The organism is Pseudomonas sp. CFBP 8758, from assembly GCF_014841725.1.
GTDB classification, from domain to species: Bacteria; Pseudomonadota; Gammaproteobacteria; order Pseudomonadales; family Pseudomonadaceae; genus Aquipseudomonas; species Aquipseudomonas baltica.
Genome location: NZ_JACYUK010000005.1, coordinates 355,042 through 380,465 on the forward strand (window position 1 = coordinate 355,042; position 25,424 = coordinate 380,465).

Below are 25,424 nucleotides of genomic sequence, written 5' to 3' on the forward strand. Positions count from 1 at the left end.
ATATCTATGGAGGTTGAGCGATGCGTGTGTGGGGTTTGCTGGGGCTGCTGGCCAGTACCCAGGTGTGGGCCGAGGCCTGCGTGGTGCATAGCCAGGCAGAACGGGTAAGCGTCGAAGTGTGCCAGCAGAATCGCACTATACCGCCGAAGCTGTTCAAGGAAGGTTTTTGTCGACCCAACCTGCCGGGGCAGCAGGTCGAAGTGCAATTCCTGGCGCAGTGCCCACGAGGCGCCTACGGCATCTGCCGCGGCGCTCGGGTCGAGCGCATGCCCTATGAACAGGACATCCACTACTACGGTGTGGCGAGCGACGCCGCCTACCTCAAGCCGTTCTGCGAACAGAACAGTCAGGGACAATGGATCTTGCCCTGAGCAATCTGGATCACGCCTGCTGGCCTTGATCGTGCCACTCGCCGAACGGATCCGGCCAGTGCACCCAGGCCTGTGCGCCCTGGGCCAGTTCCTCATCATCCAGCAGACACTGGTCCAGCGCGTGGCCCAACGCTGCGAAATCCATGTTCTGCCCGATGAATACCAGCTCCTGGCGGCAGTCTCCGGTGTCGGTCTGCCAGGTTTGCTGGATGGCAGCCACACTCTCGGCCTCCTGCGGCCATTGCGTTTGCGGCACGAAACGCCACCAGCGGCCAGCGAAGCCATAGCGCATCAACCCACCCGCCTGGGACCAGCTTCCTGCTTCCTGGGGTTTGCTGGCGAGCCAGAAAAAGCCTTTGGAGCGCAGCAGCCGACCATTGGTCCAGGGTTTGTCGATGAAGTCATGGAAGCGCTGTGGGTGGAACGGACGCCGGGCGCGGTAGGCCGTGGATGCAATGCCGTATTCTGCGGTTTCCGCAACATGCTCACCCCTGAGCACCTTCAGCCAACCTGGCGCTTGCGCTGCGCGCTCGAAATCGAACAGCCCGGTGTCCAGAATGCGTGCCAGCGGCACCTGCCCCATGACCATGGGCATGACCTGCGCGCCGGGGTTGAGTGTGTGCAGTACTGCCATCAGCTCGGTGCGTTCAGCCTGACTGATGAGGTCGATCTTGCTGATAAGGATGACGTCGGCAAATTCCACCTGTTCCACCAACAAATCAGTGATGGCTCGCTCGTCGTCCTCTCCCAGGGTTTCGCCGCGCGTCGCCAGGCTTTCCGCTGCCTGATAGTCGAGCAGGAAATTGACCCCGTCGACCACCGTGACCATGGTGTCGAGCCGGGCCAGATCGGCCAGGCTCTGGCCGTGCTCGTCGCGGAAGGTAAAAGTCTCGGCCACCGGCAGCGGCTCGGAGATGCCCGTCGATTCGATCAGCAGGTAATCGAAACGCCCCTCGGCAGCCAGCTTGGCCACTTCTTCGAGCAGGTCTTCGCGCAGGGTGCAGCAGATGCAGCCATTGCTCATTTCGACCAGTCTTTCTTCGGCCCGGTTGAGGCTGACGTTACGCTGCACTTCACTGCCGTCGATGTTGATCTCGCTCATGTCGTTGACGATCACGGCAACGCGCAGATCCTCCCGGTTGCGCAGGATGTGATTGAGCAACGTGCTCTTGCCGGCCCCAAGGAAGCCGGACAGCACGGTGACGGGTAAACGGTTGGGCATGACGGACCTCATCGGTGACAGGTGCAACGAACGCTGCATCGCTTATATTGTTATAACATAACATATAAGTCGTCACTGACTTGATTACATTGTGCTTTAAGCAACAATTGCATGGCCGAGAAACGCGTGTTCCACGTGGAACACGCATTGCAGCTATCAGGTGCGAGGCTTCACTGACCCACAGTTGTTTCCCAACCAAACGGCGCGAGTGTTCATGCTGCCCTTCTGCGCGACGCCGGAGGCATTGAACGTGCCGTTGACCGTGGTAAGAAACTCTCTATCGCTGAGAAACTGGGCTTGCCCGGTACCCTGAGCCTTGGGGCAACTGAACTGAAATTTCCAGACATTGCCATTGCGCTCAGTGATCTTCTGCGTGCAGCCGGACTTTGCATCTTGCAAAGGGATGTCGTTGGTTTTCACCTGTTCAGGCGTCAGGCACGAGCGAATGCCATTGCCGCCCACCGTGATGCCCTGGTTGGCAAGCACGCCTTCCATCATTGCCCTTTGCTCGGGTGGAAGCATCTTCAACTGACCCAGCATCACCTGCATGTCAGGCAGCGGCTTGCCATCGACTTGCATGTTACTGGTGGTCATTTCCCATAGGCCCGGCTGGAGCATCTGCGCCTGTGCCCCGGTTGCCGAAAGGCACACTACCAATGCAGCCATCGGCCATTTAAATCTCATCTGATTCCACTCCTCAAGAACGTTGGGAAAAGTGCGGGCATGGGTCTTTGACGTCGAAACGGGTGCCGAGTTGCGCGGTAATAAAAACGCGACAACCGCCACTGAACGTGGTCTGTTTAGCACAGCGCATCAAGGAGCCGCCGTGCAATGGATTATCACAGTCCGATTTTTTTTGGGTATCTATTTGGCCTGCTGCACGTGTTGGGCATCGCTGCCGCCGTTCATGCAGTTCTTACCGTACGCACCGCGCAGGGTTCGATTGCTTGGGCCTTATCGCTGTTGTTCATTCCCTACCTCACGTTGATCCCCTATCTGGTGTTTGGCCGCAGCACGTTCGACGCATACATCAAGGCCCGTCGGCATGCCAACAAGGAGATGCACACCGCCATCGCCGACATGGATTGGCGCCCTTGGATAGAGGAAGCACTTGCCGCACGCAAATCCACGTCTTACGCGTCACTCAGGGCCATGCCCAAACTTGGCCGGATGCCATGCCTGGCCAATAACCGGGTCGGTCTGCTGATCAATGGACACGCCACGTTCGATGCCATCTTTGCAGCCATCCGCGAAGCCCGGCGAGCGGTGTTGGTGCAGTTCTTCATCATCCACGACGATCATATCGGCCGGCAGCTGCAAGGCTTGCTGCTGCAAAAGGCCTCCGAGGGGGTCGAGGTCTACGTGCTTTACGACCGAGTGGGGAGCCACGCCCTGCCCCGCGAATACGTCGAGCGGCTGCGCGAGGGTGGCGTCAATGTGAAAGCATTCGCGACCCAAAGCGGCTGGTTGAACAGGTTTCAGGTCAATTTCCGCAACCATCGCAAGATCGTCGTGGTGGACGGAGTAAAAGGCTTCATCGGTGGCCATAACGTCGGCGACGAATACCTGGGCGGCAATCCCAAGCTCTCGCCCTGGCGCGATACCCATGTGAGCATCAGCGGGCCGGTGATCGCCTGCCTGCAAGAGTCGTTTGCCGAAGACTGGTTCTGGGCAGCACGGGAATTGCCACCCTTGATCCTCCCCGAAGCGTATGAGGAAGACGGCGTGTTGTGCCAAGTGCTGGCCAGTGGCCCGGCCGACCCCTATGAAACCTGCTCGCTGTTTTTCGTTGAATCGATCCACGCTGCGAATGACAGAGTGTGGATAACCACTCCTTATTTCATACCGGACGAAGCGGTTTTTGCCGCACTGCGGTTGGCGGTACTGCGCGGGGTGGACGTCCGTATCCTGCTGCCCTCGCGTCCGGATCACAAAGTGGTGTATGCCGCATCCAGCCTGTTCGCGTTCGAAGCAGTGCGCGCCGGGGTGAAAATGTATCGCTATGGCCCAGGCTTTCTGCATCAGAAAGTGGTGCTGGTCGACGATGAAATTACGGCAATCGGCAGTGCCAATATGGACAACCGCTCGTTTCGTTTGAACTTCGAAATCATGTTGCTGACCGTCGATAAGGCATTCACCAGCGAAGTGGAACAGATGTTGCTCGATGATTTCGCCCAGTCACGAGAAATAGATGTCCGTGATAGCAAAGAGACACATCGTTTGGAAAAGCTCGGTATGCGAGTGGCGCGCTTGATTTCGCCTATCCTGTAGCGCGCAGTAGGCGAATTTGTCAGCTGATCGGCAACGAAGCCTGCCTTTAGACATATAAGGAAACATTGGAAACGCTTCGTGTACCATGAGCGGGCTTCGATATTACTAAAGGGAAGTGGACCTGCATGAACGCAGAGAAAGAGAGATTCATCGGTTTGGAATGGCTGCGGTTTTTCCTGGGCGTGTATCTGGTGATGTTCCACACGCTGCCGTTCTACGAGGAATACACACAGCTGAGTGGGTTGGTGGAATTCACCGAATTGGGTTTCTTTGCCACAAGCAGCTTTTTTGCGTTGTCCGGTTTTCTCCTCGCGCACGTCTACCTCGACGGTGACAAACTGCGGGAGCCGCCGGTCTCCTTCATGACCAAACGATTTGCCAACCTCTATCCGATCCACATATTCGGCCTCGCCAGCTGCGTGGTTCTGATATCGCTGACAGGCCTGTTCGACAGCAACACTGACCTGAGTGTGGCGTATCGTTCCGATGACCTGCTCAAGCGTACCGCGCCCGAGCTGCTCAAATACAAACTCAGCGATTTCCAGATAGCCGTGAATGCTGTGCTGCAGGTTACCCTGCTGCAGGCCTGGAACCCGGTTTACCTGGCCTACAACGGCCCGCTGTGGTCGATCTCGGCGCTGTTCTTCTTCTACCTGACATTCCCCTGGTTTGCGCCACGCCTGGCAGCCGCCAAACATAAGGTAGGGTTGCTGCTGATCATCTGGGCCGCCTGCCTGATCCCTCCTTTGCTGGTGGTCCTCAATGACGACTACAGCTCGATATGGATTGGCTTCCTGCACCACTTCCCGTTGCTGCGGCTGCCGGTCTTTCTCGCAGGCATCGTCGCCTACCTGCTGTTTCGCGATTATCGACTGATGGGTACCGGCCTGCGCGGGCCTCGCAAATTGATGGCGGTGATTGCCCTGGGCTTCGGTGTGGCGATCGCCGCCGAGGTCAACTGGCGGGGCGAAAGCCATTGGTATGTGCTGCTGCACAATGGCTTGCTGCTGCCGATGGTGCTCAGCGTCATCATCCTGTGCGCCATGGCCTCGAGTGCGCAAAGCGAGCGGCATATCAAATGGGCCCGCCGTCTGGGCGCCGCGTCACTGCCGATGTTCGCCCTGCACACGCCGATCTTCATCGTCTTCCGTCGCTTGGAAATGCTGGCGAACATCGACGTGAACCTGTGCTTCACCAACGCGGCGGCGTGCGTGGCAGAGGCCAAGGGGCATCCATTGTCGCTGACTTACTACCCGCTGCTGCTGCTGGCGTGCATCATTCTGTGCGTGATCTTTCAGGAGCAGATTGGCAACCGTACGCGACAGTGGCTGTTGCAGGGTCCGTTGAGTCGCTGGGTGGTGAAGAGCAAGCGTGAGACGTCGGGCAACACCAACGCCCTGCGCGCAGCCTGAACATCGGGTGACTGTCCTTGCAGTTCAGGCGCTGCCTGAGCTGCAAGGGACCCACGCGCCGTTCCTAGCCCTGTACAGACTTCCAAAGGGCACGCTGCAAAGGCTGATGTTGCAGGCGCGGGACAGTTTGCCCGACAAGGTGGACAGCCAGCCGCTGCGGTTCAGCCCAACCTGTCCAACTCAACCACGCACACCTGCGCGGCCGTACCTTCCAGGCTGTAACGCTGGCGCCGGCCGCTGGCGTTGGTGCAGCGCAACGTTGCTCGCGAGCTTAACTCGTGTCTGCGTCCATCACTCGCGTCGGTCACCTGGACAGCATCTGAAGAGGCGTTGAAGAAAATCACCTCGGCCGCCACCGAGCTCAACACCACCACCGGATGGCAATCCACCCAGCGCAACGATGCCTGGATCCGATCGTGGCGGTAGATCAGGTTGAAGTCCTCGATGGGTGAACCCAGCAACCGACACCGTACCTTCGCCCCACCGTCGAAACTCATAGGCTGGATGGGACCCAGCGCCCTGCTCTCCACCCCGTTCACTTCCAACACCATGCCATCGCCGTGCAGCACGGTGATGATCCGGCTATAACCGGCGAACACGGAGAAGGGTCCGTCGGCGCTGATCTGGGCAATCGACAGGCGCCAGTCATACCCGCTGTCATCGACGGAGCGCTGCCGGACAATTTCCAGGGTACTGCCGCCGCCGTTCTTCCACGGCATGGACGCGTAATCTTCGGGGCGGTATACGTGCGCATCGGTCATCGGAATCTGGCTACCAAAGGAATGTCAGGCAGGCTTGAACGCCATGAATCGCTCGATCAGTGCACGCAGTACCGGCTGGAGAGTCTCGACCTTGTCTGCTTGCAACCCGTAGGGGGCGGTTTCCTGCATGTAGGCTCGCTGCGCCAGCTCCAGCTGTACGGCGTGAACCCCTTGGGCCGGGTGGCCGTACTGGCGAGTGATGTAGCCGCCTTTGAAGCGGCCATTGAGTACCGCCGGCAACTGCGGAGCCAACCGCTCGGCCACGGCGAGCAGCTGCTCCCCGATGCCGGGTGCGCAGGCGCTGCCGTTGGCGGTGCCGAAGTTGAACACCGGTAACTGGCCTTCGAACAGGTGCGGGATGACCGAACGGATCGAGTGCGCGTCCCACAGCAGGGCGTAGCCATGGATCGCCTTGATTCGTTCCAATTGCTGCTGCAACGCTCGATGGTACGGCTGCCAGTAATGCTCCAAACGCTGTGCGATTTGCGCATCGTCTGGTTCGTGCCCCGGCTGGTACAGCGGCACGTCGTCGAATGTCGTCAGCGGGCATAGCCCGGTGGTGTTCTGGCCCGGATACAGGCTGGCGCCATCGGCAGGCCGGTTCAGGTCGATCATGTAGCGCGAAAATCGTGGACGCAACGTCGACGCGCCCAGAGCGGCAGCGAAGTCGTACAACTCATGAATATGCCAATCGGTGTCATCCACCGCCTGGCCGACCAGGCTGTAATGCGCTTTCAGCTCGTCCGGCAGCAAGGTGCCGACGTGAGGCATCGATATCAGCAGAGGGCCGACGCCCTGATGCAGCTCGAAGGTAGGTTCCCGATTCATAGCGTATGCTCCAGTAAATCGGCCAGGGTGGCGCGGTAGCCTTGCAGAGCCTGCACTTGCAGGGCGTGCTGGCCGTCATCGATGACCTGCCTGCCGCCGACGAAGACGTCACGTACCAGATTGTTGCCGTGCTCGCAGAACACCAGCGAGGACAACAGCTGGGCTGGATGGCCCGGGGCGATATTCACGGCGTCTGAATCGATGACGACCAGGTCGGCACGTTGCCCCACCATCAGCCCGGCTACCGAGCGGCCGGTCGCCTGGGCCCCGCCCTTGACCGACTGATCGAACAGGCGATCCGCCACCACCGGCGCGTCGGGGCTGGCCAGCACATTGCGCCGACGGTGCAACAGGCGCTGGCCGTATTCCAGCAGGCGTAGCTCGGCCCAGGGGTTGACGGCTACGTTGCTGTCCGAACCGATACCCCAACGGCCCTTGTCTGCCAGAAACCGCTGAGCGTCGAACAATCCATCGCCAAGATTGGCTTCGGTGCTCGGGCATAGCCCTACGGTGGCACCACTGCGCGCCAACGCTGCGTATTCAGCGTCGTCCATGTGGGTGGCGTGCACCAGGCACCAACGCGGGTCCAAGGGTTGGCGGTCCAACAGCCACTGCACCGGTCGCTGGCCGAGGATTGCCTCGCATTCCTCGACCTCGCGGGTCTGCTCGGCAATATGGATATGCACGGGCGCGCGCGGATCGTCGGCATCCAGGCCATCCATCAGTCTCGACAGGGACGCTTCGCTCACGGCACGTAACGAATGCGGCGCGACGCCATAACGCCGATTGCCGTTCTGCGGCATGGCTTTTTGCAGGTGCTGACGCAGCTCCAGAATCCACTCCGGTGAATTGATGAAACGACGTTGGTGCGGCAAGGGTTCTGCCTGGCCTAGCCCACCGTATTGGTAAAGCACCGGAAGCAGGGTCATGCCGATGCCTACTTCTTCGGCCGCCCGCACCACGCGCAGGGACAATTCGGCGGGGTTCGCGTAACGCTGGCCGTCAGCGTCGTGGTGCACGTAATGGAACTCGCACACCGAGGTGTACCCGGCCTTGAGCATTTCGATGTACAGGTGCCGACCGATGGCCTGCAAGTGCCGAGGCTGCAGGCGCTGGGCAAATCGATACATCAGGGTACGCCAGCTCCAGAAGGAGTCGGCGGGGTCGCCCAGGGTTTCGGTCAAGCCGGCCATGGCGCGCTGGAACGTGTGGGAGTGCAGGTTGGGCATGCCACTGATCACCGGGCCACGCGCCACCGGCGTGCCAGCCAAGGGCACGGCATCGCAGGCCACGGTGGTCAGATCGCCAGCGGCGTTCCAACTCAGCAGTACATTGCGCTGCCAGCCACCAGGCAGCAAGGCGCTGTGGGCAAACAGACTGCCCTGGGCTTGGCTGGCAACTGAATCGATTGGTATATCCACAAAAACCTCTGGGCAGTGGCGCAAGCGCAAGCCATCAAAGAACAGGCGCTGCGTCTCGCGACAGCACGCTGTGCAGGAAACTGCGGGTCCGCGCTTCACGCGGTGCGGTGAAAAGCTGCGCCGGTGGCGCGGCCTCGACAATCGCGCCTTGATCCATGACCACCACCACGTCGGCCACTTCCCGGGCAAATCCCATTTCGTGGGTAACGATGATCATGGTCATGCCTTCGCTCGCCAGGGTCTTCATGACCTGCAATACCTCGCCCACCAGCTCCGGATCCAGCGCCGAGGTAGGCTCGTCGAACAGCATGACCTTGGGCTCCATGGCCAATGCGCGGGCAATCGCAACGCGCTGCTTCTGCCCACCGGACAAAGTGCCGGGGTAGACCTGCGCCTTGTGCTCCAGGCCAACCTTGTTCAACAGGCGCAGCCCCTGCTCTTCGGCCGCTTGGCGCGATCTGCCGCGCAGGGCCATGGGCGCCAGGATGATGTTGTCCAGCACGCTGAGGTGCGGGAACAGGTTGAACGACTGGAACACCATGCCGACTTCGCTGCGCAGGGCGTCCAGTTTGCTCTCCGACATCATCCTGCCCTGCTCCACCACGGTATGGCCACACGCGCGCAGCGTCCCGCCTTCGGCGGTTTCCAAGCCGTTCATGCAACGCAGGAAAGTGCTCTTGCCCGACCCGCTGGGCCCGATCACCACCACGACCTGGCTGGCCTGTACGCTGAAGTCGATGTTGTGCAGCACCTGATGCGTGCCAAACGATTTGCTCAGGTTTTGAATATCGATAATGGCGGTGCTCATCACACTCTCCCGTCGGCGCGCAGCACTTTCTCGGTGCGGCGCAGGATCAAGGTGGTGATGCTGGTCAGCATCAGGTAGATGACGGCAATGGCGAGGTACACTTCGAGCGAACGGTAGGACACGCTGATGATCTTCTCGCCTTCGTGCATCACGTCGGCGATGGTGAGCAGTGACACCAGCGCCGAGTTCTTGATCAACGCGATGAATTCGTTGCCCAGGGCGGGGATCATGCGCACGAAGGCCTGGGGCAGGATGACCTTGCGCATCGCCAGTTTGTGCGGCAGACCCAGCGAGCGGGCGGCTTCCATCTGGCCCTTTTCCACCGACTGGATCGAACCCCTGACAATCTCCGAGACATAGGCCGCACTGTAGATGCCCAGGCCGAAAATTCCGCACACATAAGCGGGTAACTGAATGCCGAAGTGCGGCAGGCCAAAGAACAGAATGAACAGCTGCACCAGCAGCGGCGTGCCGCGGACCAGCGTCAGGTAGGTGGTGCACAGCCCGTAGATCAGCGTGCGCTTGGGATTCAGCCGCCCCAACCCGATCAACAGGCCCAGGACACAGCCCAGCACCAACGCTGCAGCGGTGATTTCGATGGTGGTCAGGGTACCGGAGGCGAGCGCGCGCCAGCCGTCCCAGACCGGGGAAAAGTCGAGATCCATGAGGTACTCCGCAGAGGCTTACGGTTAAAGCCGTAAAGTGTGCAGGCTCGTCGCAGCATCGGCCGAACCTGCAACGGCGACTTATTCTTTGGTGGTGCCGAACCACTTCTGGGTCAGTGCGGCGTATTCGCCATTGCTGCGCAGGGTTTGCAGCGCCTGGTTCATCTGCTGTTGCAGCGCGGTGTCATTCTTGCGAACGGCAAAACCGTACAGTTCGGTGGTCAAGCCTTCGTCCAGCACGCGGACCTTGGGCTGACGCTTGGCATATTCCACCGCCGCCGGGCGCCCGGTCACTGCAGCGTTCACCCGGCCAATGGCCAACAGGTCGAACATGGCCTGGTTCTTTTCCACTTCCACCACGCTCACTGCGGGGTAGTTGGTTTTCAGAAAGTCGATGGACTTGGTACCTACCTGGGCTGAAACCTTCTTGCCCGCGACCAGATCGCCGGGTTTATCGATGCTGGTGTCATCCTTCAGGACCAGCACAGCGAGGCCGCCGCGATAGTAGGAATCAGTGAAGTTGACCACCTTCTGCCGTTCTTCGGTCATGTAGATGGCCGACGCCGCCACGTCGAAGCGGTTGGAAATCAAGCCGGGGATCAGCCCCTTGAAGCCGATGTCGATCCACTCGACCTTCTTGTTCAGTTGCTTGCCGATGGCTTCGATCAGTTCGATATCGAAGCCGGTGCGCTTGCCATCCTGCACGAACTCCATGGGTGGAAAGGTCGCATCGGTGCCGACACGCATCACTTCATCAGCTGCCTGGGCCGAGGTGCACAGCGAAGCCATCAGCGTCAGCGCGGCAGCCAGGGGGGTGAATAACTTCAACGCTTTCATCACGAATTCCTTCGGCAAGGGTAGGTCCGGTCAGGACCTGAAACATGGATTGGGCGGCAGTTAGAAGCGATTGCAGATGCGGCTGGCTGCTTTTCTGGTGAGGCTGATCAATTCAGCCTCCCGTGGGCCAACGCGCAGTGACGGCGCCATCAACGTAATGGTGCCTTCCAGGGCACCGTCCGCCGAAATCAGCGGGACACTTACGCCCCAAACACCCAGATCGACCTCACTGTCACTGGTGGCATAGCCATTCTTGCGGATCCTGGTGATCTCCCTTTCCAGCGCCGCAACGTCCATGGCGCCCTCCTGCGATTGCGTTTTCAGCAGTTGGCGCTGCACCGATTCGGGCAGAAACGCCAACAGGCTCTTGGCCGAGGCGCCCTGCATCATGGAGTGGGCGCGGCCCTTGGTGAACGAGCAACGCAGCGAGCTGCTGCTCTCCTCCATGGCGATGCACACCATCTGGCCGTTGCTGTACACCAACAAGCCGACGCTTTCTCCCGTGCGCTCAGCCAGGGCACTGATCTCGTCGCGGCTCTGGCTGATCAGGTTGGAGGTCTGATCGAAACCCCACGCCAACTGCACGCCGGTCGCGCCTGGCTCGTACAGCCCCGTGGTCATGTGTTCTTGCAGCAGACCCCACTTCTTCAACGACGCCAGGTGCCGATAGACCGTGCTCAACGGCATCTGCACCTGCGCGGCAATGCGCTTGGCCGCAATCGGTTGCCCAGCCTTGGCCACGCAGGTCAGCACCTGCAGCACACGGTCGACAATGCTGGTGGTTCGTGGGTCGTTCATGACTGCACTATAAGAACAAATTCTCGATTCTGAAGGGGGATTCTCATTGGGCGGGAAAAAAACCTCCATGTCGCTGGCATGGGACTGCGTGGGCCACTGGTGAAATTCACCGAACGCGCGGTGCCACAGGCACATCCGAGCATTCAGCGCTGCCGAATTCCATGGGATAGTGTCCGTCTTTCTCCCCATCTGAAGACCCTGCCCCATGGCCACCAAGCACCCACTTGAACCTCTGGCTCAACGCTTCCTTGGCAAACACCCCCATCAGCTCGAACCTGAAGAAATACATGTTCTGGAGCAGATGAAAAAGCGTCTGCCCGTCAGCCGCGATGCCAGTGACGCCTCCGACGAAGTCGCAACGTTCGGCGAAAGACTGTCTGATCGGGTTGCGGCGATCGGCGGCTCATGGGCGTTCATCATCGCCTTTACCATCATCCTGTTCGGCTGGATGCTGCTCAATACCGATGTGCTCGATCACTTCGGCCTGGCCTTCGACCCTTACCCGTACATTTTTCTCAACCTGATGCTCTCTACCGTCGCGGCCATCCAGGCGCCGGTGATCATGATGAGTCAGAACCGCCAGTCGGCCAAAGACCGCCTGGCCGCGAGCCTGGACTTCGAGGTGAACCTGCGCGCGGAGCTGGAAATCATGCGGCTGCATGAAAAGATCGACAAGGAGATCCTGAAGCGGCTGGATCGGATCCTGGCGAGTGTGGAGCCCAAGGGCAGCGTGTGAATGTGCGCTTGGGCGTCCGGGGGCAGGATCGGCTGATTTCTACGATGAAGGCGCTTACCGCCTCACACCCCCCTCACTCCACCGTCACCGACTTCGCCAAGTTGCGCGGCTGATCCACGTCCGTACCCTTGAGCACCGCCACATAGTACGAAAGCAGCTGCAAAGGAATGGTGTAGAGGATCGGCGCCAGTGCATCGATGATGTGCGGCATCGCCACCACATGGGTGCCGGGACCATTGCTCAGTTGCGCCTGCTCATCGGCGAAGACCACCAGCTCACCGCCGCGGGCACGGACTTCCTGCAGGTTGGACTTGAGCTTTTCCAGCAGCTCGTTGTTCGGCGCCACGGTTACCACGGGCATGTCCTTGTCCACCAGCGCCAGCGGCCCGTGCTTCAACTCACCGGCAGGATAGGCTTCGGCATGAATGTACGAGATTTCCTTGAGCTTCAGCGCGCCTTCCATCGCCACCGGGAATTGCGCGCCGCGGCCCAGGAACAGCGTGTGGTGCTTCTCGGCGAACAGCTCGGCGATGCGCTCGATGGTGGTGTCCATGGCCAGGGCTTCGCCCAGGCGTGTCGGCAGACGGCGCAGTTCGGCCACCAGCTCGGCTTCCACGCCCTCCTCCAGCGTCCCGTGAACTTGGCCAAGCGACAGCGTCAGCAGCATCAACGCAACCAGTTGAGTGGTGAAGGCCTTGGTCGAAGCGACACCGATTTCCGGACCTGCCTGGGTCAGCAAGGTCAGGTCGGACTCGCGCACCAAAGAGCTGATGCCGACGTTGCAGATCGCCAGGCTGCCGAGAAACCCCAATTGCTTGCCATTGCGCAGCGCGGCCAGGGTGTCGGCCGTTTCACCGGACTGTGAAATGGAAACGAACAGCGTGTCGGGCTGCACCACGACCTTGCGATAGCGGAACTCGCTGGCCACTTCGACCTGGCAAGGGATGCCGGCCAGGCCCTCGAGCCAATAGCGCGCAACCATACCGGCGTGATAGCTGGTGCCGCACGCCACGATCTGCACATTGCGCACCTTGGCGAACAGCTCGGCGGCCTGCGGACCGAAGGCCTGCACCAGCACCTGGTTCTGGCCCAGGCGACCTTCCAGGGTGCGCTGTACCACGGTGGGCTGCTCGTGGATCTCTTTCATCATGAAGTGGCGATACTCGCCCTTGTCGGCCGCCTCGGCGCCTTCGTGATACTGCACGCTTTCACGTTCCACAGGCATGCCGGCGGCATCCCAGATCTGCACGCTTTCACGGCGGATCTCGGCAATGTCACCTTCCTCCAGGTACATGAAACGGTCGGTCACCTGCCGCAGCGCCAACTGGTCTGAGGCGAGGAAGTTCTCGCCCATGCCCAGGCCGATGACCAGTGGGCTGCCGCTGCGGGCGGCCACCAGACGGTCGGGTTGGTGCACGCTGATGGCCGCCAGGCCGTAGGCGCCGTGCAGTTGCTTGACCGTCGCCTTGAGAGCGTCGGCCAGGTCGGGCAATGCCTTGAGGGTGTGATGCAACAGATGCGCGATGACTTCGGTATCGGTCTGCGACGTGAATACGTAGCCCAGCTCCTTGAGCTGGGTGCGCAGGACTTCATGGTTTTCGATGATGCCGTTGTGCACCACTGCCACTTCAGCAGTGGAAAAGTGCGGGTGGGCGTTCTGTTCGGTCGGCGCACCATGAGTGGCCCATCGGGTATGGGCGATGCCCAGCTTGCCGAGCAGAGGCTCATCAGCCAGCGCGGCCTGCAGTTCGGCAACCTTGCCGACGCGACGGCGGCGCTGCACGCTGCCATCCTCGCTCAACACGGCTACGCCGGCGCTGTCGTAACCGCGATATTCCAGGCGCTTGAGGCCCTCGACCAGAATGGCAGTGATGTTGCGCTCCGCGATGGCGCCGACGATTCCACACATGTTCGCTTCTCCTAGCTGGTAGCGGCGAGCACGAGATCTATCCCGCGCGCCTGAATCTGATCGCGTGCTTCGAGGGGCAGGCGATCATCGGTAATGAGGGTGCTGATGCGGCCCCAGGGCAGCTCCAGATTGGGGATCCTGCGTCCGACCTTGTCGGACTCGACCATGACGATCACTTCGCGAGCGACTTCGGCCATCACTCGGCTCAGGCCCAGCAACTCGTTGAAGGTCGTGGTGCCGCGCTCCAGATCGATGCCGTCGGCACCGATGAACAACTGGTCGAAGTCATAGGAGCGCAGCACCTGCTCGGCCACCTGGCCCTGGAAAGATTCGGAGTGCGGATCCCAAGTGCCGCCGGTCATCAGCAAGACGGGCTCATGCTCCAATGCACTCAGGGCATTGGCGACGTGCAGCGAGTTGGTCATGACCACCAGGCCCGGCTGTTTGCCCAGCTCGGGAATCATCGCAGCGGTGGTGCTGCCACTGTCGATGATGATGCGCGCGTGCTCCTTGATGCGCATGACGGCAGCGCGGGCGATGGATTGCTTGATGGCCGAGACGCGTTGGCTCGGTTCGCCGATCAGCTCTTGCGGCATGGTTACCGCGCCGCCATAGCGACGCAGCAGCAGGCCGTGGCTCTCTAGGGCAGCGAGGTCCTTGCGGATAGTGACTTCGGACGTTGCGAAATGCCTCGCCAAGTTATCCACAGTCACTTCGCCCTGCTCATTGAGCAGGGCAAGGATGCTGTGACGGCGTTGGGGCGTATTGCGCTTCGACATGGCCTAAGTTTCGATTCGAAAGATAACGAAGGCAATAGAAACCTAAACTGAAAGGTTCGTCAATGGTGTCATCGTATTTATCATGGCCTCTTCGCGGGCAGAGCCCGCTCCAACAGGGTCCTACCTGAGACCTTGTGGGAGCGGGCTCTGCCCGCGAATAGCCTTATACAATAGCTACACCTGTGGATAACTAAGGCTTCTTCACCTTCACCGGTCGCTTCCACCCTTCGATGTTACGCTGCCGCGCACGTGCCACGCCCAATTGCCCTGCAGGCACCTGTTGGGTGATGGTCGAACCTGCAGCAGTCGTCGATCCAGCCAAGATATCCACAGGTGCGACCAGCGCATTGTTGGAACCGATGAAAACGTCCTCACCAATGGTCGTTTTCCATTTGTTCGCGCCGTCGTAGTTGCAAGTGATGGTACCGGCGCCGATGTTGCTGTTGGCACCGATGTCCGCATCGCCCAGATAACTCAAGTGACCGGCCTTGGCGCCCTCGCCCATACGGGCATTCTTCAGCTCGACGAAGTTACCCACATGCGCCCGGGCTTCCAGCACCGTGCCGGGTCGCAGGCGCGCAAAGGGGCCAGCATCGCTGCCTTCGTGCAGCACTGCACCGTCGAGGTGGCTGTTGGCCTTGACCTCCACGCCTCTGCCCAGCGTACTGTCCTTGATGTAGCAGTTGGGCCCGATGACCACATCGTCTTCGATCACCACCCGCCCTTCGAGCACCACATTGACATCGATCAACACGTCCCGACCCACGCTGACTTCACCGCGCACATCGAAGCGCGCCGGGTCGCGCAAGGTCACGCCCTGGGCCATCAACCGACGCCCTTCGCGCAACTGGTAGTGACGCTCCAATTCCGCAAGTTGACGGCGGTCATTGGCGCCCTGCACCTCCATCGGATCCTGGGCGGTTTCAGTGGCCACCACCAAGCCATCGCTGACAGCCATGGCGATCACATCGGTCAGGTAATACTCACCTTGAGCGTTATTGTTGGACAGGCGCGCCAGCCACTCGGCCAGACGCTTGCCAGGCACTGCGAGAATGCCGGTGTTGCCTTCTCGAATGGCTTTCTGTGCATCGCTGGCGTCCTTGTGCTCGACGATAGCCTGCACCTGGCCATCCGCATCGCGCACGATGCGGCCGTAGCCCGTGGGATCGGCAAGCTCGACGGTGAGCAGGCCTAGCTGGTCGGCACTGACTTTCTGCAGCAGGCGCTGCAAAGTCGCCACTTCGATCAGCGGAACGTCGCCGTAAAGTATCAATACATTGTCGGCCGTTAGGCCTGGCACAGCCTGGGCGACCGCATGGCCGGTTCCCAGCTGCCTGTCCTGCAGCACGAAATTCAGGTCGTCAGCGGCCAGGCGTTCACGTACCGCATTCGCACCGTGGCCAATCACCACGTGGATGTTCTGCGGCTTGAGCTGGCGGGCGCTGTGGATAACATGGCCGAGCATTGAATTGCCAGCGACCGGGTGCAACACCTTGGGCAAGGCCGAGCGCATGCGTGTGCCTTGGCCGGCGGCGAGAATGACGATATCGAGAGACATGAACGGCTACCAGTCCGGAGAATGGCCAGCAGGCTGACCGGGGAGAAAATGCTGAAAAAGAAAAAGGGTAGCCGAGGCTACCCTTTTACTCAATCGCAAGTGAGTCGACGCATCAGCCGCCGAATTTCTTGCGGATCTGCTGGACGGTGCGCAGCTGAGCTGCAGCCTCGGCCAGGCGTGCGGCGGCAGATCCGTAGTCGAAGTCTGCGCCTTTTTCGTTCAGGGCCTTCTCGGCAGCCTTGACGGCTTCCTGAGCGGAAGCTTCATCCAGGTCGGCAGCACGCTGCACGGTGTCGGCAAGAACCTTGACCATGTTCGGCTGAACCTCGAGGAAACCACCAGAGATGTAGAACACCTCGGCTTCGCCACCCTGCTTGATCAGGCGGATCGGACCCGGCTTGAGATCGGTGATCAGCGGGGCGTGGCCTGGAGCGATACCGATATCACCCAGGTTACCGTGCGCAATCACCATCTCGACCAGACCGGAAAAGATTTCTCCTTCCGCGCTGACAATATCGCAATGGACTGTCATAGCCATACTTGCCTCAACCTGATTAGCGCCCGTCGCCGGGCGCCAGGATTACAGTTTCTTGGCTTTCTCGATCGCTTCTTCGATGCCGCCGACCATGTAGAACGCTTGTTCCGGCAGGTGGTCGTAGTCGCCGTTGAGGATGCCTTTGAAGCCTGCGATGGTGTCTTTCAGGGAAACGTATTTACCCGAGGCACCGGTGAAGACTTCAGCCACGAAGAACGGCTGCGACAGGAAGCGCTGGATCTTACGAGCGCGGGATACCAACTGCTTGTCGGTTTCCGACAGCTCGTCCATACCCAGGATCGCAATGATGTCCTTCAGCTCTTTGTAGCGCTGCAGCACATACTGAACGCCGCGAGCGGTGTCGTAGTGCTCCTGGCCGATCACGTTCGGGTCCAGCTGGCGCGAAGTCGAGTCCAGTGGATCGACCGCTGGGTAGATACCCAGGGAGGCGATGTCACGGGACAGTACGACGGTGGCGTCCAAGTGGGCGAAGGTGGTCGCAGGCGACGGGTCGGTCAAGTCATCCGCAGGTACGTATACCGCCTGGATCGAGGTGATCGAACCTTCCTTGGTCGAAGTGATGCGTTCCTGCAGAACGCCCATCTCTTCGGCCAGGGTCGGCTGGTAGCCTACTGCCGATGGCATACGGCCCAGCAGTGCGGACACTTCGGTACCGGCCAGGGTGTAACGATAGATGTTGTCGACGAACAGCAGAACGTCGTTACCTTCGTCACGGAATTTCTCGGCCATGGTCAGACCGGTCAGGGCGACGCGCAGACGGTTGCCCGGCGGCTCGTTCATCTGGCCGTAGACAAGGGCTACCTTGTCCAGAACGTTGGAGTCCTTCATCTCGTGGTAGAAGTCGTTACCCTCACGGGTACGCTCGCCCACACCGGCGAACACGGAATAACCGCTGTGCTCGATGGCGATGTTACGGATCAGCTCCATCATGTTCACGGTCTTGCCGACACCGGCACCACCGAACAGACCGACTTTACCGCCCTTGGCGAACGGGCAGACCAGGTCGATGACCTTGATGCCGGTTTCCAGCAGGTCGTTGCCGCCTGCCTGGTCCGCGAAGGAAGGTGCCGGACGGTGAATGCCCCAGCGCTCTTCGGTGTCGATCGGGCCCGCTTCGTCGATCGGGTTGCCCAGTACGTCCATGATCCGGCCCAGAGTGGCCTTGCCAACGGGTACGGAAATGGCTGCGCCGCTGTCGAGTACGTTCAGGCCGCGTTTGAGGCCTTCGGTGGAACCCATGGCAATGGTACGAACCACGCCGTCGCCCAGCTGCTGCTGGACTTCGAGGGTGGTTTCAGCGCCTTGTACCTTCAGCGCGTTGTAGATGCTCGGTACGCTGTCGCGTGGAAATTCCACGTCGATAACGGCGCCGATGATTTGAACGATACGTCCGCTACTCATAGCTGGATCCTCTGAATATTTGAACCGTTAAACCGCGGCAGCGCCGCCGACGATTTCCGAGATCTCTTGGGTGATCGCAGCCTGACGCGCCTTGTTGTAGATCAGCTGCAAATCGCTGATCAGGTCGCCGGCGTTGTCGGTTGCATTCTTCATCGCGATCATCCGCGCCGCTTGTTCAGCAGCGTTGTTCTCGACCACCGCCTGGTACACCTGCGACTCCACGTAACGCACCATCAGGCCTTCCAGCAGCTCTTTGGCGTCGGGTTCGTACAGGTAATCCCAGTGGTGCTTGAGTTCTTGATCCGGGGTTGCCTCCAACGGGATCAACTGCTCCACCGTCGGTTGTTGCGTCATGGTATTGATGAACTTGTTGGACACCACGGACAGGCGATCGATACGGCCTTCCAGGTACGCGTCCAGCATCACCTTGACGCTGCCGATCAGATCATTGATCGACGGCTCTTCGCCCAGATGGCTGATCGCTGCCACGACGTTGCCGCCGAAGTTGCGAAAGAACGCTGCACCCTTGCTGCCGATCACGCACAGGTCGATTTCGACGCCGCGTTCGCGATTGGCCGCCATGTCCTTGACCAGGGCCTTGAACAGGTTGGTGTTCAAGCCGCCGCACAGACCACGGTCACTGCTCACCACGATATAGCCGACGCGCTTGACGGCGCGTTCGATCATGAACGGGTGGCGGTATTCCGGGTTGGCGTTGGCCAGATGTCCAATCACCTGGCGGATACGTTCCGCGTAGGGACGGCTGGCTGCCATGCGCATTTGTGCCTTGCGCATTTTGCTGACCGCCACTTTTTCCATGGCGCTGGTAATTTTTTGCGTGCTTTTGATGCTCGCAATCTTACTGCGAATCTCTTTTGCGCCTGCCATGTAACACCTATCAGGTTAGCAAGCAGGGGCCTTGCGGCCCCTGCTGCGGCTTACCAGGTTTGGGTGGCCTTGAACTTCTCGATACCGGCCTTGAGGCCCGCGTCGATTTCGTCATTGAAGTCACCCTTCACGTTGATCTTCGCCAACAGGTCGGCGTGATCGCGGTTGAAGTAAGCAATCAGGGCCTGCTCGAAGCTACCTACCTTGGCGATCTCGACGTCAGTCAGGAAACCACGCTCGGCGGCATACAGCGACAGCGCCATGTCGGCGATCGACATTGGCGAGTACTGCTTCTGCTTCATCAGCTCGGTCACGCGCTGGCCGTGTTCGAGCTGCTTGCGGGTGGCTTCGTCCAGGTCAGACGCGAACTGGGCGAATGCCGCCAGTTCACGGTACTGAGCCAGAGCGGTACGGATACCACCGGACAGCTTCTTGATGATCTTGGTCTGAGCGGCACCACCTACGCGGGATACCGAAACACCGGCGTTCACTGCAGGGCGGATGCCCGAGTTGAACATGGCCGATTCCAGGAAGATCTGACCGTCGGTGATGGAAATCACGTTGGTCGGAACGAACGCGGAAACGTCGCCAGCCTGGGTTTCGATGATCGGCAACGCGGTCAGGGAGCCGGTCTTGCCGGTCACTGCGCCGTTGGTGAACTTCTCGACGTACTCTTCGGAAACGCGCGAAGCACGCTCCAGCAAGCGGGAGTGGAGATAGAACACGTCGCCTGGGTAGGCTTCACGACCTGGTGGACGGCGCAGCAGCAGGGAAATCTGGCGGTAGGCCACTGCTTGCTTGGACAGATCGTCATAGACGATCAGTGCGTCTTCACCGCGGTCACGGAAGAACTCGCCCATGGTGCAGCCGGAGTAAGGCGCGAGGAACTGCAGCGCAGGAGATTCCGAGGCACTGGCAGCCACCACGATGGTGTTGGCCAGGGCGCCGTTTTCTTCCAGCTTGCGTACCACGTTGGCGATGGTCGACTGCTTCTGACCGATGGCAACGTAGACGCAGAAGATACCGGAGTTCTTCTGGTTGATGATCGCGTCGATCGCCAGAGCGGTCTTGCCGATCTGACGGTCGCCGATGATCAGCTCGCGCTGGCCACGGCCGACAGGGATCATGGCGTCGACGGCCTTGTAGCCAGTCTGCACAGGCTGGTCTACCGACTTACGCCAGATAACGCCCGGTGCAACCTTTTCGACCGCGTCGGTCTCGGTGTTGCCCAGCGGACCCTTGCCATCGACAGGGTTGCCCAGTGCGTCGACGACGCGACCCAGCAGTTCCTTGCCAACCGGAACTTCCAGGATGCGGCCGGTGCACTTGGCGCTCATGCCTTCGGCCAGGCTGGTGTACGCGCCCAGTACCACGGCGCCTACGGAGTCCTGCTCCAGGTTGAGTGCCATGCCGAAGACGCCGCCTGGAAACTCGATCATTTCGCCGTACATGACGTCGGCCAGACCGTGGATCCGTACGATACCGTCGGAAACGCTGACGACGGTGCCTTCGTTACGGGCTTGGGAAGTCACATCGAGCTTGTCGATGCGACCCTTGATGATTTCACTTATTTCGGAAGGATTGAGTTGCTGCATTGCTCTGCTGCCCCTTCAAACTCAAGATTTCAATGCTTCGGCCAGTTTCGCGAGTTTGCCGCGAATCGAGCCATCGATAACCAGGTCGCCGGCGCGGATGACGACGCCACCTATCAGGCTGGCATCCTCCGCAACTTGCAGGCGCACTTCCCGGTCGAGTCGTGCACTGAGAACCTTGGCGAGTTTGTCTTGCTGTTCTTGGTTCAATGCGAAGGCACTGGTGACTTCCACGTCGACCGATTTTTCCTGCTCGGCCTTGTACAGGTCGAACAGCTCGGCGATCTCCGGCAACAGCAGGAGACGGTCGTTTTCGGCAACGACGTGGATGAAATTCTGTGCCTTGGCATCGAACTTGTCGCCGCACACGTCAATGAACGTGGCGGCCTTGTCTGCGCTCGTCAGTCGCGGGGCCTTGAGCAGGCTCTGCATGGTGGCGTCTTGCGCCACCGCTGCAGCCAGGCCGAGCATGGCTGACCAATTGGCCAGCTGCTGGTGGGCCTGAGCGTGCTCGAAGGCCGCCTTAGCGTAAGGTCGGGCCAACGTGGTCAGTTCTGCCATGATCGCCCTCGCTTAGATTTCAGCAGCCAGTTTGTTAACCAGCTCCGCGTGCGCGTTTTGATCGATTGTGGCGCCCAGAATCTTCTCGGCACCGCCCACGGCCAGCATACCCAATTGGGCACGCAGCGCGTCTTTGACGCCGTTCAGTTCCTGCTCGATCTCGGCTTGAGCCTGCACTTTCACACGGTCAGCGTCGATACGGGCCTTTTCAACGGCCTCTTCGACGATCTGGTTGCCGCGTTTCTTTGCCTGCTCAATGATTTCGGCTGCCTGAGCTTTCGCTTCGCGCAGTTGATGACCCACTTTCTCTTGGGCCAACTCCAGGTCGCGAGCTGCTCGGCTGGCAGCGTCCAAACCATCAGCGATCTTCTTCTGACGTTCGTGCAAAGCCGCGATGACCGGAGGCCACACGAACTTCATGCAGAACAGCACAAAAATGAAGAACGCAACGGTCTGGCCAATCAGGGTTGCATTAATGTTCACGCCAACACCTCGCTCGTTCTTTGTCCATCACACCAATCCACTCGAAGGTTCGAGAGATCAGCCAGCGAGTTGACCAACGAAGGGGTTCGCGAAGGTGAAGAACAGAGCGATACCAACACCGATCATGGTCACGGCGTCGAGCAGACCGGCGACGATGAACATTTTCACTTGCAGCATCGGAACCATTTCTGGCTGGCGAGCAGCGCCTTCCAGGAACTTGCCGCCCAGCAGGCCGAAGCCGATAGCGGTACCCAGTGCGCCCAGGCCGATCAGCAGAGCAACAGCGATAGCGGTTAGACCAACTACAGTTTCCATCTTTCCTCCCGACTTTTTACGTCGTCTTTTGCTTGGTTTTTAGGTTTTAAAGCGGTGTTACAAACCGGTGTTTCGGCCCGGAGGGGCCTCCCTCGCGCCAGGGCGCGAGGGGCATCAGACTCGCCAGGCGGGTCTCAATGATTTTCTTCGTGTGCCATCGAAAGGTAGACGATGGTCAGCATCATGAAGATGAATGCCTGCAGCGTGATGATCAGGATGTGGAACACGGCCCACGCCCACTGCAGCACGACGCCCAGGCCGCTGAGCCACAACAGGCCACTGCCGAACATCACGGCGATCAGGATGAACACCAGCTCGCCGGCGTACATGTTGCCGAACAGTCGCAGTGCCAGCGAGATCGGCTTGGCGATCAGGGTGACGAATTCGAGCAGGAAGTTCACCGGGATCAGCAGGATCTTGGCGAAGATGTTCTTGCTGCCGAACGGATGCAGGGTCAGCTCGCCGATGAAGCCGCCCAGGCCCTTGACCTTGATGCTGTAGAAGATGATCAGCGCGAACACCGACAGGGCCATGCCCAGGGTCGCGTTCGGATCGGTGGTCGGCACGGCGCGGAACGGGATGTGCGAGTCGCCGGAGATCCAGGCCGCAGCCATCGGGATCCAGTCGACCGGAACCAGGTCGATGGCGTTCATCAGGAACACCCAGACGAAGATCGTCAGCGCCAGCGGTGCGATCACCGCACTGCGGCCGTGGAAGCTGTCACGCACGCTGCCATCGACGAACTCGACCAGCACCTCGACGAAGTTCTGCAGGGCGCCCGGCTGACCGGACGTTGCCTTCTTCGCCGCCATGCGGAAGATCAGGATGAAGATCAGGCCCAGGGCAACCGACCAGCCAAGGGTATCGACGTGGAACGCCCAAAACCCCATTTCCTTGGCTTCTGCAGCGGTGTGGGCAAAGCCCCAGCCGCCTTCTGGTAGCTGACCGAAGGTCAAGTTCTGCAAGTGGTGCTGGATATAGCCCGAAGCGGTTGTTTCTGCCATGGTTGCCTCAAACGCCCTAAGGTCTCGAAAGTCTTGTTTTCATGAGCAGGGGTGCGAACCAGCTGACCAGTTGGGTCAACCCGAAGACGCCGAATACAGCCAGCGGCGCCAGTGGTTTCACTCCTGCGAACGTCAGTGCGAACAGCACTGCCGTCAAAATCAGCTTGCCAGCCTCGCCGGCGTAGAACGACCGGACGATGGCTTGTGCGGCCCGGGCTCCGGTGAACCGGAATGCCTTCCAGGCGAAATACAGATTGGGCAACCAGGCGATCAGGCCTCCGCAGAGACCCGAATAACCGCTGACCGCCCCGAGCCATTGCCACAGCACCAGAGCTGCCAGCAACGCGACGACACCTTGCGCCAACAACATCGGGAAAACGACCCATTGATGGAACGGCAGGCGGTTTGGCGTGCGGGTTTCCATCGTGGCGACTCCTCAATGGTCGACGTGCCATAAGCCTTAACTTGGCATAAATTGTGCCGACAAAATGCGCGCAGAGTATAGGGGCGCTTCCGCCCCTATTCAACTGCCGGGTAGTGATTTCCGACTGCGCGCTACATAGGGAATTGTTTCAGCGAATGTGTGCGAGCACACCCTGCAACTCGTCCAGCGAGTTATAGCGGATCACCAACTGGCCCTTGCCCTTCTGTCCGTGGCGAATCTGCACCGCAGAGCCCAGGCGCTCGGCCAGGCGCTGTTCCAGCCGGGTGATGTCCGGGTCGGCCTTGGCCGGCTCCACGGGCTCGGGTTTGCCACTGAGCCACTGCCTGACCAGGGCTTCGGTCTGGCGCACGGTCAGACCACGTGCGACAACGTGTCGCGCCCCTTCGACCTGCTGTTCGTCCGGCAGACCGAGCAACGCGCGCGCATGCCCCATTTCCAGATCGCCGTGGGACAGCATGGTCTTGATCACTTCAGGCAAGGCGATCAGGCGCAGCAGGTTGGCCACGGTGACCCGCGACTTGCCCACCGCATCGGCCACCTGCTGCTGGGTCAACTGGAACTCGTGCTGCAAGCGTTGCAGGGCAATGGCCTCTTCCACCGGGTTGAGGTCTTCGCGCTGGATGTTTTCGATCAATGCCATGGCGATCGCGGCTTCGTCGGGCACATCGCGGACCATGGCCGGAATGGTCTCCAGGCCGGCCTGTTGCGCGGCGCGCCAGCGGCGCTCCCCGGCGATGATCTCGAACCGCGAGTTGGCCACCGGCCGTACCACGATCGGTTGCATCACGCCCTGGGTCTTGATCGAGTGCGCCAACTCTTCGAGCGCCTGCGGGTCCATGTCCCGACGTGGCTGGTATTTACCGCGCTGGATGACGTCCAGGGGCAAATGCTGCAACTCGTTCTGGTCGACCGTGACGGCCTGCTCTTCGAGCGCACTGACGGTCGAACCGCTGAGCAGCGCATCCAGCCCACGCCCGAGACCACGTTTCTTGACGGCCATTGGATTCCTTAAATGACTGCAGCGGTGCGAGATTGGCGACGCTGCCGACGAACCATCTCGCCAGCCAGTGCCAGGTACGCCAGGGCGCCGCGTGACGATTTGTCGTACGTGAGCGCCGGCATCCCATAGCTGGGAGCTTCGGCCAGACGAATGTTGCGCGGGATGACGGTATCGTAGAGCTGGTCGCCGAAGTGCTCCTTGAGCTGCGCCGACACATCGTTCATCAGGCTCAGGCGCGGGTCGTACATGGTTCGCAGCAAACCCTCGACCTTGAGGTCCGGATTCAGCAGTTCGGCGATGCGCTTGATGTTGTCCACAAGGTCGCTCAGCCCTTCCAGGGCGAAATACTCGCACTGCATCGGAATGATCACGCCATCGGACGCCACCAGCGCATTGAGGGTCAGCATCGACAGCGAGGGCGGGCAGTCGATCAGAATGTAGTCGTAGTTGTTGCGCACCGGCGCCAGCGCACTGCGCAGCCGGCTCTCTTTCATCTGCATTTCCAGCAGGACCACCTCGGCCGCCGTCAGGTCGCGGTTGGCCGGCAGCAACTGATACCCGCCGTGCTCGGAGAAGTGCATGGCCTGGGCCAGGTCGCACTCGCCGATCAGCACGTCGTAGATGGAGTTTTCAAGTGCATGCTTGTCCACTCCGCTACCCATGGTGGCGTTGCCCTGCGGATCGAGGTCGATCAGCAGCACGCGGCGCTTGGTCGCGACCAGCGATGCTGCGAGGTTGATGCAGGTGGTGGTCTTGCCCACACCACCTTTCTGGTTCGCTATCGCGAATACCTTAGCCATTAT

Annotated in this window: 27 protein-coding genes; 4 read left to right on the plus strand and 23 right to left on the minus strand. The window is 60.4% G+C overall.

Annotated features, from left to right (window positions below):
• Positions 1-20 precede the first annotated feature (20 nt).
• Positions 21-371: an NADH:ubiquinone oxidoreductase gene (locus tag IFT75_RS13415; RefSeq protein ID WP_192055157.1), complete on the plus strand. Its 351-nt coding sequence runs from the start codon at positions 21-23 to the stop codon at positions 369-371.
• 10 nt (positions 372-381) lie between these two features.
• Here IFT75_RS13415 and zigA read toward each other — a convergent pair whose 3' ends face one another.
• Together zigA and IFT75_RS13425 are read right to left on the minus strand one after the other, a co-directional pair.
• Positions 382-1,593, minus strand: a complete 1,212-nt coding sequence (gene zigA, locus IFT75_RS13420) for a zinc metallochaperone GTPase ZigA (RefSeq protein WP_192055159.1) — start codon at positions 1,591-1,593, stop codon at positions 382-384.
• Between the two features lie 156 nt (positions 1,594-1,749).
• The gene (locus tag IFT75_RS13425; protein WP_185794797.1) at positions 1,750-2,277 is read right to left on the minus strand and encodes a DUF3617 domain-containing protein; all 528 of its coding nucleotides are present in this window, start codon (positions 2,275-2,277) and stop codon (positions 1,750-1,752) included.
• Between the two features lie 147 nt (positions 2,278-2,424).
• Here IFT75_RS13425 and cls point away from each other — a divergent pair, with 147 nt between their 5' ends.
• A complete protein-coding gene (gene cls, locus IFT75_RS13430) occupies positions 2,425-3,864 on the plus strand; it encodes a cardiolipin synthase (protein WP_122480019.1) in 1,440 nt (479 codons plus the stop codon).
• A 125-nt stretch (positions 3,865-3,989) separates the two neighbouring features.
• Positions 3,990-5,276, plus strand: coding sequence for an acyltransferase family protein (locus IFT75_RS13435; RefSeq protein ID WP_192055161.1), 1,287 nt, complete (start codon positions 3,990-3,992; stop codon positions 5,274-5,276).
• A 161-nt stretch (positions 5,277-5,437) separates the two neighbouring features.
• Here IFT75_RS13435 and IFT75_RS13440 read toward each other — a convergent pair whose 3' ends face one another.
• The 7 genes from IFT75_RS13440 to IFT75_RS13470 form a co-directional block, all read right to left on the minus strand.
• On the minus strand, positions 5,438-6,037 hold the full coding sequence (locus IFT75_RS13440) for a HutD/Ves family protein (protein ID WP_274605351.1): 600 nt from the start codon (positions 6,035-6,037) through the stop codon (positions 5,438-5,440).
• Between the two features lie 24 nt (positions 6,038-6,061).
• The gene (gene hutG, locus IFT75_RS13445; protein ID WP_192055164.1) at positions 6,062-6,865 is read right to left on the minus strand and encodes an N-formylglutamate deformylase; all 804 of its coding nucleotides are present in this window, start codon (positions 6,863-6,865) and stop codon (positions 6,062-6,064) included.
• Positions 6,862-8,286: a formimidoylglutamate deiminase gene (locus tag IFT75_RS13450; RefSeq protein ID WP_342214377.1), complete on the minus strand. Its 1,425-nt coding sequence runs from the start codon at positions 8,284-8,286 to the stop codon at positions 6,862-6,864. Before IFT75_RS13450 ends, hutG begins: the two co-directional genes overlap by 4 nt.
• Positions 8,287-8,320: 34 nt before the next feature.
• The gene (locus IFT75_RS13455; RefSeq protein WP_264382888.1) at positions 8,321-9,082 is read right to left on the minus strand and encodes an amino acid ABC transporter ATP-binding protein; all 762 of its coding nucleotides are present in this window, start codon (positions 9,080-9,082) and stop codon (positions 8,321-8,323) included.
• A gap of 11 nt (positions 9,083-9,093) precedes the next feature.
• Positions 9,094-9,759 (minus strand): amino acid ABC transporter permease, encoded by a 666-nt coding sequence (locus tag IFT75_RS13460; protein ID WP_122796681.1) that lies wholly within the window; start codon positions 9,757-9,759, stop codon positions 9,094-9,096.
• Between the two features lie 81 nt (positions 9,760-9,840).
• Complete coding sequence (locus IFT75_RS13465) at positions 9,841-10,596, minus strand: transporter substrate-binding domain-containing protein (RefSeq protein WP_122480025.1); 756 nt, start codon at positions 10,594-10,596, stop codon at positions 9,841-9,843.
• 60 nt (positions 10,597-10,656) lie between these two features.
• Positions 10,657-11,394, minus strand: coding sequence for an IclR family transcriptional regulator (locus IFT75_RS13470; protein ID WP_122480026.1), 738 nt, complete (start codon positions 11,392-11,394; stop codon positions 10,657-10,659).
• 205 nt (positions 11,395-11,599) lie between these two features.
• On the opposite strand from IFT75_RS13470, the gene IFT75_RS13475 reads away from it, so the two are divergent.
• A complete protein-coding gene (locus tag IFT75_RS13475) occupies positions 11,600-12,130 on the plus strand; it encodes a DUF1003 domain-containing protein (RefSeq protein ID WP_192055166.1) in 531 nt (176 codons plus the stop codon).
• A 73-nt stretch (positions 12,131-12,203) separates the two neighbouring features.
• Here the strand turns inward: IFT75_RS13475 and glmS are convergent, their stop codons facing one another.
• The 14 genes from glmS to IFT75_RS13545 all read right to left on the minus strand — a co-directional run bounded on the left by glmS (position 12,204) and on the right by IFT75_RS13545 (position 25,421).
• Complete coding sequence (gene glmS / locus IFT75_RS13480) at positions 12,204-14,039, minus strand: glutamine--fructose-6-phosphate transaminase (isomerizing) (RefSeq protein WP_192055167.1); 1,836 nt, start codon at positions 14,037-14,039, stop codon at positions 12,204-12,206.
• A gap of 11 nt (positions 14,040-14,050) precedes the next feature.
• Entirely contained in the window at positions 14,051-14,818 is a 768-nt protein-coding gene (locus tag IFT75_RS13485; RefSeq protein WP_122480029.1) for a DeoR/GlpR family DNA-binding transcription regulator, read from the minus strand.
• 190 nt (positions 14,819-15,008) lie between these two features.
• Entirely contained in the window at positions 15,009-16,376 is a 1,368-nt protein-coding gene (gene glmU / locus IFT75_RS13490; RefSeq protein WP_192055169.1) for a bifunctional UDP-N-acetylglucosamine diphosphorylase/glucosamine-1-phosphate N-acetyltransferase GlmU, read from the minus strand.
• A 112-nt stretch (positions 16,377-16,488) separates the two neighbouring features.
• The gene (locus tag IFT75_RS13495; RefSeq protein WP_043192055.1) at positions 16,489-16,914 is read right to left on the minus strand and encodes a F0F1 ATP synthase subunit epsilon; all 426 of its coding nucleotides are present in this window, start codon (positions 16,912-16,914) and stop codon (positions 16,489-16,491) included.
• Between the two features lie 42 nt (positions 16,915-16,956).
• Positions 16,957-18,333, minus strand: a complete 1,377-nt coding sequence (gene atpD / locus IFT75_RS13500; RefSeq protein ID WP_122480031.1) for a F0F1 ATP synthase subunit beta — start codon at positions 18,331-18,333, stop codon at positions 16,957-16,959.
• A 27-nt stretch (positions 18,334-18,360) separates the two neighbouring features.
• Positions 18,361-19,221, minus strand: a complete 861-nt coding sequence (gene atpG, locus IFT75_RS13505) for a F0F1 ATP synthase subunit gamma (protein ID WP_043192052.1) — start codon at positions 19,219-19,221, stop codon at positions 18,361-18,363.
• Between the two features lie 50 nt (positions 19,222-19,271).
• The gene (gene atpA / locus IFT75_RS13510) at positions 19,272-20,816 is read right to left on the minus strand and encodes a F0F1 ATP synthase subunit alpha (RefSeq protein WP_122480032.1); all 1,545 of its coding nucleotides are present in this window, start codon (positions 20,814-20,816) and stop codon (positions 19,272-19,274) included.
• A gap of 21 nt (positions 20,817-20,837) precedes the next feature.
• Positions 20,838-21,374: a F0F1 ATP synthase subunit delta gene (locus IFT75_RS13515; protein ID WP_043192047.1), complete on the minus strand. Its 537-nt coding sequence runs from the start codon at positions 21,372-21,374 to the stop codon at positions 20,838-20,840.
• 12 nt (positions 21,375-21,386) lie between these two features.
• Positions 21,387-21,857 carry a F0F1 ATP synthase subunit B gene (locus IFT75_RS13520; RefSeq protein WP_122480033.1) on the minus strand — a complete coding sequence of 157 codons (471 nt, stop codon included), beginning with the start codon at positions 21,855-21,857 and terminating at the stop codon, positions 21,387-21,389.
• Between the two features lie 57 nt (positions 21,858-21,914).
• Positions 21,915-22,172, minus strand: a complete 258-nt coding sequence (gene atpE, locus IFT75_RS13525) for a F0F1 ATP synthase subunit C (RefSeq protein WP_002555987.1) — start codon at positions 22,170-22,172, stop codon at positions 21,915-21,917.
• Between the two features lie 134 nt (positions 22,173-22,306).
• A complete protein-coding gene (gene atpB, locus IFT75_RS13530) occupies positions 22,307-23,176 on the minus strand; it encodes a F0F1 ATP synthase subunit A (RefSeq protein WP_122480034.1) in 870 nt (289 codons plus the stop codon).
• 16 nt (positions 23,177-23,192) lie between these two features.
• The gene (locus tag IFT75_RS13535) at positions 23,193-23,600 is read right to left on the minus strand and encodes a F0F1 ATP synthase subunit I (protein WP_122796674.1); all 408 of its coding nucleotides are present in this window, start codon (positions 23,598-23,600) and stop codon (positions 23,193-23,195) included.
• A gap of 148 nt (positions 23,601-23,748) precedes the next feature.
• Positions 23,749-24,621, minus strand: coding sequence for a ParB/RepB/Spo0J family partition protein (locus tag IFT75_RS13540; RefSeq protein WP_122716089.1), 873 nt, complete (start codon positions 24,619-24,621; stop codon positions 23,749-23,751).
• A gap of 8 nt (positions 24,622-24,629) precedes the next feature.
• Complete coding sequence (locus IFT75_RS13545; RefSeq protein WP_122480037.1) at positions 24,630-25,421, minus strand: ParA family protein; 792 nt, start codon at positions 25,419-25,421, stop codon at positions 24,630-24,632.
• Positions 25,422-25,424: the final 3 nt, after the last annotated feature.

What these genes read in the sequence shown, in the direction of transcription:
- IFT75_RS13415 (WP_192055157.1), top strand. Translation starts at nt 21, where the DNA reads ATGCGTGTGTGGGGTTTGCTGGGGCTGCTGGCCAGTACCCAGGTGTGG.
- zigA (WP_192055159.1), bottom strand. Translation starts at nt 1,593, where the DNA reads ATGCCCAACCGTTTACCCGTCACCGTGCTGTCCGGCTTCCTTGGGGCC.
- IFT75_RS13425 (WP_185794797.1), bottom strand. Translation starts at nt 2,277, where the DNA reads ATGAGATTTAAATGGCCGATGGCTGCATTGGTAGTGTGCCTTTCGGCA.
- cls (WP_122480019.1), top strand. Translation starts at nt 2,425, where the DNA reads ATGGATTATCACAGTCCGATTTTTTTTGGGTATCTATTTGGCCTGCTG.
- IFT75_RS13435 (WP_192055161.1), top strand. Translation starts at nt 3,990, where the DNA reads ATGAACGCAGAGAAAGAGAGATTCATCGGTTTGGAATGGCTGCGGTTT.
- IFT75_RS13440 (WP_274605351.1), bottom strand. Translation starts at nt 6,037, where the DNA reads ATGACCGATGCGCACGTATACCGCCCCGAAGATTACGCGTCCATGCCG.
- hutG (WP_192055164.1), bottom strand. Translation starts at nt 6,865, where the DNA reads ATGAATCGGGAACCTACCTTCGAGCTGCATCAGGGCGTCGGCCCTCTG.
- IFT75_RS13460 (WP_122796681.1), bottom strand. Translation starts at nt 9,759, where the DNA reads ATGGATCTCGACTTTTCCCCGGTCTGGGACGGCTGGCGCGCGCTCGCC.
- IFT75_RS13465 (WP_122480025.1), bottom strand. Translation starts at nt 10,596, where the DNA reads ATGAAAGCGTTGAAGTTATTCACCCCCCTGGCTGCCGCGCTGACGCTG.
- IFT75_RS13470 (WP_122480026.1), bottom strand. Translation starts at nt 11,394, where the DNA reads ATGAACGACCCACGAACCACCAGCATTGTCGACCGTGTGCTGCAGGTG.
- IFT75_RS13475 (WP_192055166.1), top strand. Translation starts at nt 11,600, where the DNA reads ATGGCCACCAAGCACCCACTTGAACCTCTGGCTCAACGCTTCCTTGGC.
- glmS (WP_192055167.1), bottom strand. Translation starts at nt 14,039, where the DNA reads ATGTGTGGAATCGTCGGCGCCATCGCGGAGCGCAACATCACTGCCATT.
- IFT75_RS13485 (WP_122480029.1), bottom strand. Translation starts at nt 14,818, where the DNA reads ATGTCGAAGCGCAATACGCCCCAACGCCGTCACAGCATCCTTGCCCTG.
- glmU (WP_192055169.1), bottom strand. Translation starts at nt 16,376, where the DNA reads ATGTCTCTCGATATCGTCATTCTCGCCGCCGGCCAAGGCACACGCATG.
- IFT75_RS13495 (WP_043192055.1), bottom strand. Translation starts at nt 16,914, where the DNA reads ATGGCTATGACAGTCCATTGCGATATTGTCAGCGCGGAAGGAGAAATC.
- atpD (WP_122480031.1), bottom strand. Translation starts at nt 18,333, where the DNA reads ATGAGTAGCGGACGTATCGTTCAAATCATCGGCGCCGTTATCGACGTG.
- atpG (WP_043192052.1), bottom strand. Translation starts at nt 19,221, where the DNA reads ATGGCAGGCGCAAAAGAGATTCGCAGTAAGATTGCGAGCATCAAAAGC.
- atpA (WP_122480032.1), bottom strand. Translation starts at nt 20,816, where the DNA reads ATGCAGCAACTCAATCCTTCCGAAATAAGTGAAATCATCAAGGGTCGC.
- IFT75_RS13515 (WP_043192047.1), bottom strand. Translation starts at nt 21,374, where the DNA reads ATGGCAGAACTGACCACGTTGGCCCGACCTTACGCTAAGGCGGCCTTC.
- atpE (WP_002555987.1), bottom strand. Translation starts at nt 22,172, where the DNA reads ATGGAAACTGTAGTTGGTCTAACCGCTATCGCTGTTGCTCTGCTGATC.
- atpB (WP_122480034.1), bottom strand. Translation starts at nt 23,176, where the DNA reads ATGGCAGAAACAACCGCTTCGGGCTATATCCAGCACCACTTGCAGAAC.
- IFT75_RS13535 (WP_122796674.1), bottom strand. Translation starts at nt 23,600, where the DNA reads ATGGAAACCCGCACGCCAAACCGCCTGCCGTTCCATCAATGGGTCGTT.
- IFT75_RS13540 (WP_122716089.1), bottom strand. Translation starts at nt 24,621, where the DNA reads ATGGCCGTCAAGAAACGTGGTCTCGGGCGTGGGCTGGATGCGCTGCTC.
- IFT75_RS13545 (WP_122480037.1), bottom strand. Translation starts at nt 25,421, where the DNA reads ATGGCTAAGGTATTCGCGATAGCGAACCAGAAAGGTGGTGTGGGCAAG.